General features: G+C 75.2%; 5 protein-coding genes. 1 reads left to right on the forward strand and 4 read right to left on the reverse strand.

Annotated elements, in window-relative coordinates:
* On the reverse strand, positions 1 to 2,129 hold a 2,129-nt coding region (locus ABTY61_RS31285; protein WP_350508485.1), incomplete at its 3' end, for a condensation domain-containing protein.
* 63 nt (positions 2,130 to 2,192) lie between these two features.
* Positions 2,193 to 3,224 carry a 2,3-diaminopropionate biosynthesis protein SbnA gene (gene sbnA / locus ABTY61_RS31290; RefSeq protein WP_350508486.1) on the reverse strand — a complete coding sequence of 344 codons (1,032 nt, stop codon included), beginning with the start codon at positions 3,222 to 3,224 and terminating at the stop codon, positions 2,193 to 2,195.
* A 245-nt stretch (positions 3,225 to 3,469) separates the two neighbouring features.
* On the opposite strand from sbnA, the gene ABTY61_RS31295 reads away from it, so the two are divergent.
* The gene (locus ABTY61_RS31295; RefSeq protein WP_350508487.1) at positions 3,470 to 10,783 is read left to right on the forward strand and encodes a non-ribosomal peptide synthetase; all 7,314 of its coding nucleotides are present in this window, start codon (positions 3,470 to 3,472) and stop codon (positions 10,781 to 10,783) included.
* Between the two features lie 91 nt (positions 10,784 to 10,874).
* Here the strand turns inward: ABTY61_RS31295 and ABTY61_RS31300 are convergent, their stop codons facing one another.
* Together ABTY61_RS31300 and ABTY61_RS31305 are read right to left on the reverse strand one after the other, a co-directional pair.
* On the reverse strand, positions 10,875 to 11,633 hold the full coding sequence (locus ABTY61_RS31300; RefSeq protein WP_350508488.1) for an AfsR/SARP family transcriptional regulator: 759 nt from the start codon (positions 11,631 to 11,633) through the stop codon (positions 10,875 to 10,877).
* Between the two features lie 136 nt (positions 11,634 to 11,769).
* Positions 11,770 to 12,066, reverse strand: coding sequence for a helix-turn-helix domain-containing protein (locus ABTY61_RS31305; protein WP_350508489.1), 297 nt, complete (start codon positions 12,064 to 12,066; stop codon positions 11,770 to 11,772).
* Positions 12,067 to 12,394: the final 328 nt, after the last annotated feature.

The following is a 12,394-nucleotide window of genomic DNA, read 5'->3' on the forward strand; positions in this document are numbered from 1 at the left end:
TCCGCCTGGACCAGTGCGAACAGCGCGCTCGGGTCGGCGGCGGTCTGTGTCCCGGCGATTCGGACGGTGCCGCCGACGATCAGGGGGGCGAGCAGTTGCCAGACCGAGACGTCGAAGGTCAGTGGCGCGTTCTGGACGACGGTCTGGCCGGCGGCCAGGTCGAGGTCCCGGACCTTGGCCCAGAGGTGGTTCATCATTCCCGAGCGCTGGACCATGGCGCCCTTGGGCCTGCCGGTGGAGCCGGAGGTGAACATCACGTACGCGAGGTCCGATCCGCCGCCCAGGGAGGGGAGTTCGGTGGTGCCGTCGGCGTCGGAGGGGTCGGCCAGCGGCAGGACGGTGACCCCGGCGGCCTCCGGGATCTCGCAGCCCGCCCCGAGCAGCAGGTGGGCGGCGCCGCTGTCGGCCAGCAGGGCGGCGTTGCGGGCGGCCGGCGCGGCCGGGTCCAGCGGCAGGTAGGCGGCGCCGACCGCCTGGACGGCCAGCAGCCCGGCCAGGAAGGGCACTCCGGGTTCGGCGAGCATCGCCACGACCGAGCCGCGGCCCGCTCCGGCGGCGGACAGCCGGGCGGCCGCTCCGGCGGCCCGGGCGAGCAGCCCGCGGTAGTCGACCTGTTCGCGGCCGTCCCGGACCGCCACCGCGTCGGGCCGTTCGGCCGCGACGACGCGCACCCGGTCGACCAGGCCCTGGTCGGGTGCGGTCGTGGTAGCCCGGTCGCCGAGCAGCCCGAGCGGCTCGCCGCTCGCGCCCAGGCCGACCCGGCCGAGCGGGCGGTCGGCGGGCATGGTGGCGAGGGTGTCCAGGAAGGTCGTGAACCGGGCCAGGTGGGTGGCGAGTTCGGTGCCGGTGTAGAGCTCGGGGTTGCCGTCGAGGTGGAGGTCCACGGTGCCGTCGGCGGCGTTGAGGACGGTCAGGATGAGGTCCTTGACGATGCCGGTGGAGAGGTTGACCACCACGCCCCGGCAGCCCGGGCCGAAGGCCAGCTCGGGGTCCTGGTCGAGCACGTTGATGAACGGGCCGAAGGCGCGCTGGTCGTCGATCCGCAGGCCGATGTCCCGGCGGATCCGGTCGCCGCGGTAGCGCTGGTGCTGCAGTGCGCGGGCGACCTCGCGCCAGGCCGCGCGCAGCAGCTCGGTGCGGGTCAGCTCCGGGCGGACCGGGACGGCCAGCGGCAGGTAGTTGGCGAGCATGCCGGGGATCGCGCGGCTGACCGCGCCGACCCGGCCGGTGACCGGCAGGGTGAGCAGCGGCGCGGCGACGCCGGTGGCCCGCTGGGTGTAGGCGGCCATCGCGGCGACCATCAGCACCGGCAGGGTGACCTTGCCGTCCTGGGCGAGGGCGTGCAGCGCGGCGGTGGTCTCCGGGGAGAGCCGGGCGGTCTCGCGCAGGGCGACCCGGGCGGGGGCCGGCTCCTGCTCGGAGAGCGAGACCAGTTCGGGCAGCGGGCCGTGCCGGTCGGAGGTGAGGCGGTCGGTCCAGTAGTCGCGGTCCTTGCCGACCATCTTGGAGTCCAGGTACCGGCGCTCGGCGTCCAGCAGGTGGTGGAACGGCGGCATCGCCTCGGCGGCCGGTTCGGGCCCGTCGATCCCGTCGGCCCCGTCGGCCTTGGCACCGGTTGCGTCGCCGAGCCGGCCGTAGAGGCCGGAGAGCTTGGGGTAGAGCAGCCCGCGGCTGAAGCCGTCCGACAGGATGTGGTGCATGCACAGGTAGAGCAGGTGCCGGTCGGGGCCGAGCCGGATCAGCGCGCCGCGGAACAGCGGGAAGTCGGTGATCTTGATCGGGTCGGCGTGGTCCGTCCGCATCCACTGCTCGGCGGCCGCCAGTGGATCGGGGTGGTCGGCGAAGTCCAGCCGCTTCAGGGGGAGTTGAGCGAGCGGGCGGATGATCTGGCCGGGCCCGCCGTCCTCCTCGACGAACTGCACCCGCAGCCCCTCGGCCTCGTGGCCCAGGCGCCCGAGGGCCAGCGCGAGCCGGTCCGGGTCGAGCGATCCGTGCAGGTCGATGTAGTCCGCCATGTTGTAGGCCAGCGGCCCGGCGGCGAACTGCTCGTCGAACCAGATCTCGGCCTGCGCCGCGGTGAGCGGCAGCACGGCACCCGGGTTCGTCGTCGTTGCTTCGTTCTCCGTCATCCTCGCCTCAGCCGCTTCGAAATCTCTGGCAACTCTCGGAACCTTCGGAACCCCGGACCCGGCTCAGCCGGTCACCGCGTGCAGCCCGGCGCCGACGCCGAGCCCCGTGCGGTCGACGCCCGGCAGCAGGCCCTCCGGCCCGATCGAGCGGGCCACCCACTCGTCGCGGTAGACGGTGTCCAGGTAGCGCTCGCCGAGGTCCGGCGCGATGGTCACGGCCGTCACCCGCTCGCGCACGCCGCCCGCGCCGTCCCCGTGGTGCTCGTCCAGCCAGCGCAGCGCCCCGCTCACCGCGGTACCGGTGGAACCGCCGAACAGGAAGCCGCCGCGCATCAGTTCCCGGCAGGTGCGCACGGTGTCGCGCTCCTCGACGTGGACCGGGTGGTCCACCAGCGAGTCGTCCAGCAGCGGCGGGCGCACGCTGGTGCCCAGGCCGGGGATGTGCCGGGTGGCCGGCGGGGCGCCGAAGGTGACCGAGCCGACGCTGTCCACCGGGACCACCCGCACGGAGGGCCGCCGCTCCCGGAAGTACCGGGCGCAGCCCATCAGGGTGCCGGTGGTGCCCGCGCCGACGAACAGCACGGTCAGATCCGGGAACTGACGGGCGATGGCGGGCGCGGTGGTGCGGTAGTGGGCCATCCAGTTGCCCGGGCTGAGGTACTGGTTGAGCCAGACCCGCCGCTCGTCCTCGGCCAGCAGCGCCCGGACGTGCCGGATCCGCGCGCCGAGGAAGCCCTCGGTCGGGTGCGGCTCGGTGATCACGTGCACCTCGGTGCCGTAGGACTCCATGATCTGCCGGGTGGCCTCGTTGCAGCGGGAGTCGGTGACGCAGACGAACCCGTAGCCGCGCGCCGCGGCGAGCACGCTCAGCGCCACGCCCATGTTCCCGGACGAGGACTCCACCAGGGTCGAGCCGGGCCCCAGCAGGCCGGCCGCCTCGGCCCGGGCGACCATTTCCCGGGCCGCCTTCAGCTTGATGGAACCGGCGAAGTTGAATCCCTCCACTTTCAGGAAGAGACGGTGCCCGAAGATCGGCTGAAGATTCACGAAGAGGTCGCTGACCTCGAATTCGTGCGACGCGGAAATGACCGGCACGGAGACTCCTGGCCTTCGGTGACGAATTAGCCTCGGCGGCCAGCCTCCCGCCGCGCGCTGACGCAGTGCTGACGGATTGCTGACGGCCCCCGCCGGTCCGGGCATCGGCACAGCTCGACGGGGTGCGTCAGCCGTCCGTCAGTTGCCGGTCAGTTGCCCGTCAGCGCGATCGGAAAACGTTTGTTATTCCGTACGTGCACCGCACTCGCACCGCACTTGTGCGGGCCTTCCGTGAGGAGCCCGGTTTGAATCGGCCGTCCGCCATCAGTGAAGTCCTTCCGCTCTCGCCGCTGCAACAGGGACTGCTCTTTCTCTCGGAGTACGACCGCGCGGGGACGGACGTCTACACCATTCAGCTGGTGCTCGACTTCGAGGAGCTGACCGACGCCGGGGCGGCGGCGCTGCGCACTGCGGCGGGCACGCTGCTGGAGCGGCACCCGAACCTCAAAGCGTGCTTCCGGACGCGCAAGAACGGCGAGGCGATCCAGGTGGTCCCGACCACGGTCGCGCTGCCCTGGCGGGAGGTCGCGGTGGCCGGCGCCGGGGCGGAGGCGGACGCCGGGTTCGAGCGGCTGGCCGAGGAGGACCGGCTGCGCCGCTTCGACCTCGCCCGGCCGCCGCTGCACCGGCTCACCCTGGCCCGTGCCGGGGACGGGCGGTGCCGGCTGCTGTGGACCGTCCACCACATCCTGCTGGACGGCTGGTCGATGGTCACCCTGCTCGGCGAACTGGCCGAACTGGCCCGGGCGGGGGGCGAGCCGGGGGCTGCCCTGGAGCCCGCCGCCCTGGAGCCCGCCGCCCGCTACCCCGCCCACCTGGCCTGGCTCGGCGCCCAGGACCGGGCCGCCGCCCGTGCCGCCTGGAGCGCGGCGCTGGCCGGGGTGACCGAGCCGACCCGGCTGGTGCCGGCCGGCCGTACCCGGGGCGCGGGGGCGGACGCGCTGCCGCGGTCCGTCCAGCTGGACCTCGACCCCGCCGTGTCGGAGGCGCTGACCGGCTTCGCCCGCTCGCGCGGCCTGACCGTCAACGCGGTGGTGCAGGGCTGCTGGGCGCTGCTGCTGTCCCGGCTGACCGGCCAGGACACCGTGGTGTTCGGCGCGGTCAGCTCCGGCCGCCCGGCCGGGCTCCCGGACGTCGAGCGGATGGTCGGGCTGTTCGCCAACACGCTGCCGGTCCGGGTGGACGTCGACCCGGCGCGCACCCCGGCCGAGCTGTTCGCCGCCGTCCAGCACGCCCAGGCCGAGCTGCTGCCGCACGAGCACCTGACCCTGGCCGAGGTGCAGCAGCTCACCGCCGTCCGCGGCGAACTCTTCGACACCGCGCTGATGTTCCAGAACTACCCGATGGGCAGTCTGCGGCTGGACCAGGGCGACGGCCCCCGGGTGACCGGCGTCGACATCCGCTCGGCCACCGACTTCCCGGTCACCCTCACCGTCTTCCCCGGCACGCCCTTCGGCCTCGCCGTGAACCACCTGCCCACCCTGGTCGACGCCGCCGAGGCCGAGCTGATCGGGCGGCGCTTCGCCCGGCTGCTGGCCGCCGCGGTGGCCGCGCCGGACCGGCCCTGCGGGCGCCTGGACGTGCTGGACGGGGCCGAACGGACCCGGATCGTCGAGCGCCGCAACGCCACCGCGACCGCGCCGCCCGGCCGTTGGCTCGCCCCGCTGCTGGCCGAGCAGGCCGCCCGCACCCCGGACGCGCCCGCCCTGCGGTGCGCCGGACAGCGCCTGAGCTACCGCGAACTGCACCGGCGGGCCGAGGAGTTGGCCGATCGGCTGAGCGCCGCCGGGGCGGGCCCGGAGCGGGTGGTGGCGATCGCCCTGGACCGCTCGGTGGACCTCGTGGTGGCCGCCCTGGCCGTCCTCCGGACCGGCGCCGCCTACCTGCCGCTGGACCCGGACTACCCGGTGGAGCGGCTGCACTACATGCTCGCCGACGCCGCCCCGGTGGTCACCCTGACCCACCGCCGGGTGCGCGAACTGATGCCCGGGGGAAGCACGTTGTGGGTCCTGGACGACCCGGACGGCCTCCCCGCGGTGGCGGCCGGGCGCGGTGCGCCGCCGGAGCCGGACGGCGGCCACCCCGCGTACGTCATCTACACCTCGGGCTCCACCGGCCGCCCCAAGGGCGTCGTGGTGCCGCACGCCGCGCTGGTCAACCTGGTCCGGGACATGGCCCGGCGCTTCGCCGTCACCCCGGCCGACCGGCTGCTCGCCGTCACCACCTTCGGCTTCGACATCGCCAACCTGGAGCTGTTCGTCCCGCTCGCCACCGGCGCCGAACTCCTGCTCGCCGACCGGGAGACCGTCCGCGACCCGGCCGCCCTGGCCGAGGCGGTCACCGGCCTCGGCGCCACCGTCCTCCAGGCCACCCCGAGCCTGTGGCAGTCGCTCGCCGCCGAGCACGCCCCGCGCCTGGCCGGGCTGCGCGCCCTGGTCGGCGGCGAGGCGCTGCCCGAGCCGCTGGCCCGCGCCCTCACCGCGCACTGCGCCTCGGTGACCAACGTCTACGGGCCGACCGAGACCACCGTCTGGTCCACGGCCGCCACCCTGACCGCGGACCCGTCCGGCCCGCCGCCGATCGGCACCCCGATCGCCAACACCCGGGCCTACGTGCTGGACGGCGCGCTGCGGCCGGTCCCGGACGGCACCTTCGGGGAGCTCTACCTGGCCGGCGCCGGCCTCGCCCGCGGCTACCTGGGCCGCCCCGGCCTGACCGCCGAGCGTTTCACCGCCGACCCGTACGGCCCGCCCGGCACCCGGATGTACCGCACCGGCGACATCGTCCGTTGGGACGCCGCCGGCCGGGCGCTGGAGTACGCCGGGCGCAGCGACTTCCAGGTGAAGGTCCGCGGCCACCGGATCGAGCTGGGCGAGATCGAGTCGGTGCTGGCCGCCCAGCCGGGGGTGCGGCGGGCCGTCGTCACGGCCCGCACCGACCGGGCGGGGGACACCCGGCTGATCGCCTACGTGGTGCCGGCCGGGGTCGACCGCGACGGGCTGCGCGAGCGGGCGGCGGCGGTGCTGCCCGCGCACATGCTGCCGGCCGGGTACGTCGCCCTGGACGAGCTGCCGCTGACCCCCAACGGCAAGGTCGACCGCAAGGCCCTGCCCGCCCCGCCGGAGGAGCGCTCGGGCGGCGGGCGCCCGCCGGTGGGGGAGCGCGAGGAGCTGCTCTGCGCGGTGTTCGCCGAGGTCCTCGGGCTGGAGCGGGTCGGCGCGGACGACGACTTCTTCGCGCTCGGCGGGCACTCGCTCTCCGCGACCCGGGTGGTCAACCGGCTGCGCGCCGCGCTCGGGGCGGACGTCCCGCTGCGGGCGCTGTTCGACGCCCGGACGGCCGAGGGCCTGGCCCGCGCCCTGGCCGCCGCCGAGGAGCCCGCGGCGGCGGGTGCGGCGGGTGCGGCGGGTGCGGCCGGTGCGGCGGGTACGGCGGGTACGGCGGGTACGGCCTCCGCCCGGCCGGTGCTGGGCGCCGCCGGGCGGCCCGCCACCGTGCCGCTGTCCTTCGCCCAGGAGCGGCTGTGGTTCCTGGACCGGATGGACGGCCCGACCGGCGCCTACAACATCCCGCTGGCCGTCCGACTGACCGGCCCGCTGGACCGGGCCGCCCTTGCCGCCGCCGTCCGGGACGTGCTGGAGCGCCACGAGAGCCTGCGCACCGTCTTCGCGGAGGCGGACGGGCGGCCCGCGCAGCTGGTGCTGACCGCCGCCGAGGCCGAACCGGCGGGCGGCGGGCTGGAGTCGGTGGAGACGGACCCGGACGGGCTGCCCGCCGCGCTGGCCGCCGAGGCGGCCCGGCCCTTCCTGCTCTCCGCCCACGTGCCGCTGCGGTCGCGGCTGTTCGTCCTCGGCCCGGAGGACCACGCGCTGCTGCTGACCGTGCACCACATCGCCGCCGACGGCTGGTCGCTCGGCCCGCTGGTGCGCGACCTGGCCGAGGCCTACCGGGCCCGCTCCGAGGGCCGGGCGCCGGACCGTCCGCCACTGCCGGTGCAGTACGCCGACCACGCGCTGTGGCAGCGCGCCCTGCTCGGCTCCAAGAACGACCCGGACAGCCTGGCCCACGCCGAACTCGCCCACTGGCGGAAGGAGTTGGCGGGCATCCCGGAGGAGCTGGAGCTGCCCGCGGACTTCCCCCGCCCGGCCCGGGCCGGCCACCGCGGCGGCGAGGTCCGCTGCGCGCTGCCCGCCGCCGCGCACGCCCGGCTCTCCGAGCTCGCCCGGGGCGGCGGCGCCAGCACCTTCATGGCCGTCCAGGCGGGGCTGGCCGCCCTGCTCACCCGGCTCGGCGCGGGCACCGACATCCCGCTCGGCAGCCCGGTGGCCGGGCGCAGCGAGGAGGCCGTCCAGGAGCTGGTCGGCTTCTTCGTCAACACCCTGGTGCTGCGCACCGACACCTCCGGCGACCCGGCCTTCCGGGCGCTGCTCGGGCGGGTCCGGGAGACCGACCTGACCGCCTTCGCCCACGCCGAACTGCCCTTCGAGCACCTGGTCGAGGAGCTCAACCCGGTCCGCTCGATGGGCCGCCAGCCGCTGTTCCAGGTGGTGCTGGCCTTCGAGAGCTCCGGCGCCTTCGAGAGCTCCGGCGCCTTCGAGAGCTCCGACTCCGACGGCGGGCAGGTCCCCGGCGGCCGGGCCCCCGGCGGCCCCGGGGCGCCGCTGCCGCCGATGCCCGGGCTGACCGCCGAGGTGCTGCCGATCGACACCACCACCGCCAAGTTCGACCTGTCCTTCCAGGTCCGCGAGCACACCGCCCCGGACGGCGCCCCGGCCGGGCTGGACCTCCTGCTGGAGTACCGCGAGGACCTCTTCACCGCCGACACCGCCGACCGGCTGGTGCGCTCGCTGGCCACCCTGCTGGACTCCGCCGCCCGCACCCCGGACGCCCCGCTCAGCGCCCTGGAGCTGCTCACCGCCGAGGAGCGGCACGCCCTGCTCGCGCAGGGCGACACCCCGCCGGCCCCGCCGGTGGTGCCGGGCGCCGGCACCCTGCCCGCGCTGCTGGAGCACGCCGCCGCCCGGCACCCGGACCGCCCGGCGCTGATCGCCCCCGACGCCGTCCCGGCCGGGCCGGACACCCTGCGCCTGGACCACCGCGGGCTGAACGTCCGGGCCAACCGGCTGGCCCACCTGCTGCTGGCCCGCCGGATCGGCCCCGGCGACGTGGTGGCGCTCGCCCTGCCGCGCTCCCCGCAGCTGGTCGTCGCCCTGCTGGCGGTGCTCAAGACCGGCGCCGCCTACCTCCCGGTGGACCCGCAGTACCCGGCCGAGCGGATCGCCCACATGCTCGGCGACGCGGCGCCCGTCCAGGTGCTGGCCGCCGAGGGCGTGACACTGCCCGAGGGCGTCACCCCGCTCCTGCTGGACGCCCCCGGGACGCTGGCCGAACTGGCCGGGAGCCCGGACACCGACCCCGGCGACGCCGACCGCACCAGGCCGCTCACCCCGCAGGACACCGCGTACCTGATCTACACCTCGGGCTCCACCGGCCTTCCCAAGGGCGTCGCGGTGCCGCACTCCGGGGCGGTCAACCTGGTCGCCGAGCTGCACCGGCTGCTCGGGCCCGGCCGCCGGGTGCTGCAGTTCGCCTCGTTCAGCTTCGACGCCACGGTGTGGGAGCTGGGCGCCTCGCTGTGCACCGGCGGCACCCTGGTGTTCGCCACTGACGAGAGCCGGCTCTCCGGGGAGCAGCTGGCCGCACTGCTGGCCGAGCACCGGGTCGACCACGCGATCCTGCCGCCCACCGTCGCGGCCGGCCTGCCGGACGACGCACCGCTGCCCGCCGGACTGCTGCTCGCGGTCGGCGGCGAGGCCTGCCCGCCCGCCCTGGTCGACCGGCTCGCCGGGCGGCTCGACCTGCGCAACGCCTACGGCCCGACCGAGGCCTCGGTCTGCGCCACCTGGAGCGGACGGCTGCGCCCCGGGGACGGCCGCCCGCCGATCGGCCGCCCGCTGGGCGGTCACCGGGCGTACGTGCTGGACGCGGCGCTGACCCCCTCGCCGGTCGGCGTCACCGGCGAGCTGTACCTCGCCGGGGCCGGCCTGGCCCGGGGCTACCCGGGCCGCCCGGTGACCACCGCCGAGCGCTTCGTCGCGGACCCGTACGGCCCGCCCGGCACCCGGATGTACCGCACCGGGGACCTGGTCCGCCGACGGGCCGACGGCACCCTGGAGCACGTCGGCCGGGCGGACCACCAGGTCAAGCTGCGCGGCTTCCGGATCGAGCTCGGCGAGATCGAGGCCGCGCTGGCCCGGCACCCGGTGGTGGTGCAGGCGGCGGTGCGGGTCCGCCCGACCCGGACCGGGGTCCCGCAGCTGGTCGGCTACGTGGTGCCGCTGCCCGGGGTGGCCGCCGTGGACGGGCCGGTGCTGCGCGCCTTCCTCGGCGAGTCGCTGCCCGCGCACATGGTGCCGGCCGCCCTGGTGACGCTGCCCGCGCTGCCGCTGACCGCCAACGGCAAGCTGGACGTCGGCGCCCTGCCGGAGCCGGGGGCGGTCTCGGACCCGGCGCCGTCGGGGCGTCCGCCGGGCACGCCCGCCGAGCAGGCCTTGGCGGCCGTCTTCGGTGAGGTGCTCGGGCTCGAACGGGTCGACGCGGACGGGGACTTCTTCGCGCTCGGCGGTGACAGCCTGCGCTCGGTGCAGATCGTCGGCCGGGCCGCCAAGGCCGGGCTGACCCTGTCGTTGGCCGATGTGTTCACCCACAAGACGGTGGCCGCGCTGGCCGCCGTCGCCCGGCCCGCCGCGCCCGGACCGGTCGGGGGCGGGGCCGGGGCCGGGCGGCTTCCGGCGGCGCTGCTGGAGCCGGTGCTGGCGATCCGGCCCGGCGGCAGCGCCGAGCCGCTGTTCTGCGTGCACGGCGGGGTCGGCTTCGGCCTGCCGTACGCCGAGCTGGCGGCGCACCTGGATCCGGACCGGCCGGTCCACGCGCTGCAGTCCGACGGCATCGCGGCGCCCGCCGGGCAATGGCGCAAGCCCGTCGGCGTAAAGGAGTTGGCCGCCGAGTACCTGGCCCGGATCCGGGCGGTGCAGCCGCACGGCCCGTACCACCTGCTGGGCTGGTCCTTCGGCGGGCTGGTCGCGCACGAGCTCGCCGTGCAACTGCGCGCGGCGGGCGAGCCGGTGGCCTTCCTGGCGGCGCTGGACGTGCAGCCGGTGTACCCGGGCGACCCGAACCCGACCGACGAGGAGATCCGCGCCGCCTTCCTGGCCCACCACGCCGCCGGCACGGGCATCGAGGAGGCGGAGCTGGACCGGCTGATGGTCGTGATGCGCCACCACACCGACATCGCCCGGGAGTTCACCCCCGGGCGGTTCGACGGGCCGCTGCTGCTGTTCGTCGCCACGGGCGCCACGGGGGCCGAGGACGCCGAGGACGCCGAGGACGGCACCGGCGCGGACAGCGGCACCGCGGTGGCCGTCGAACGCTGGAAGCCGTACCTGGGCGGCCCGCTCACGGTGCACCGGGTGCCGTGCGGCCACGAGGAGATGCTGGGCAAAGAGGCGGCCGGGCGGATCGGTGCGCTCACCGATGCCGCCCTGCGCCGCCTCCGCTGACCCTCGTCGGGCTCCGTGCGCTCGCGGCCTCCGCTACCTCGGTGACCGCGTGGCCGCCGTGGCCCCGGGGTGAGCTGCCCTCACCCCGGGGTCACAGCGACGGGTCCTGCATCAGGATCGCCTGGTACAGGTGGTGGAGCCGGCGGCTCGGCTTGAGTCCCAGCTCCTCGTCCAGCCACTTGCGGGTGCGGTGGAAGATGTCCACTGCCTCCGACTGGCGGCCGCAGCGGTACAGCGCGATCATCAACTGTTCGCTGAACCGCTCCCGTTCGGGGTACTGGGCGAGCAGCTGCTTGAGTTCGGCGACCACCGTGCCCGCCTCGCCCGCCTGCAGCTGCGCCGCGATCAGGTCCTCGCGGGCGGTCTTGCGCTGTTCGTCCAGCCGCAGTGCCACGGCTCGGCACCAGGGCCCGTCACTGGTGTCCAGCAGGGCCGGTCCGCGCCACATCGCGAGCGCCGACCGGAGGGTGTCCATCGCTTCGTACGGCCGGTGTTCGACCAGCCCCGCGCCCTTCTCCGCCGTTCTCAGGAAGCGGTACGCGTCGACCGCCTCCTCCGGGGCCGTCAGCATGTAGCCGTTGTCGACGGTCCGGATGAGTTCCTGGTCCGGTCTTTCCAGGCCGAGTTCGGCCAGTGACTTCCGCATGCGTTTGACGTTGGCCTGAAGGGCGTTGCGCGCGTTCTTCAACGGCGCCTCCCCCCACAGTTCGTCGATCAGTTCGTCGAAGGCGACCACCTGACCGGCGTTCAGAGCGAGCATGGTGAGCATGACGCGGTTCTTCTTCGCCCGTAATCCCACCGTGCGTTGACCGTCGCCGATCAGTAGTGGACCCAGTATGGAGATATGCACCAAATTCCCCGTCCCTAGCGGTGAACTCCAGCCACGAGCTTGTCCGTTGAGTCCTCATAGGCGCCACCGTTCCAAGTGGTCGGCTTGTTTGAAGGGGACCGAGAAGGGGGAAAAGCCCGGGTATCATTCGCGCCGGTCAAGTATCGGACACCGGTGGCCGGTCCGGCCATGTACCTTCGTACATGAGTTGGTGGACTTGGGCCACCAGGCCGGCCTGCAACCGGGACTCGACCCCCAACTTCGCCAGGATGCTGGCCACATGGGCCTTCACGGTGCGTTCTGTGACGTGCAGCCGGTCGGCGATCCCGCGGTTGGAGTGCCCGGCCCCGATCAGGTCGAAGACCTGCCGCTCCCGTCCCGACAGGTTCCGCACCCGCGCGAGTTCGTCGTGCCAGCGCGCCGAGGTCAGGCCGCCGTCACTGTGCTGACCCACCACCGACAACCGCCCCCGATTTTGTGGCGCGCCCCGCCGCCGGTGGCCGGCCCCCCGTCGGGGGGCGTCCGCGCACCGCCGAACGCGTTAGCGATTCTACAACTCCCGTAACAAACCACCGCTGGCACGCTGGCGTCAAACCCCTTACGGAGCTTGGCCGGTGGCGCTGTACACGCACCAAACGGCCGGGCGGGCGCGGGCCCGCCCGGCCGTCGGGCCGGTGGTGGCAGCCGTCGCCGGAGTGGCGGACGGGTCGTCGGACGGGTCGTCTGAGGTGTTGCGGAGGGCCTTACGGCCCGTCGGGAGGCGCGGTGCGGGCGCCGGACGG

Source organism: Kitasatospora sp. NPDC096128 (assembly GCF_040303105.1).
GTDB lineage: Bacteria > Actinomycetota > Actinomycetes > Streptomycetales > Streptomycetaceae > Kitasatospora.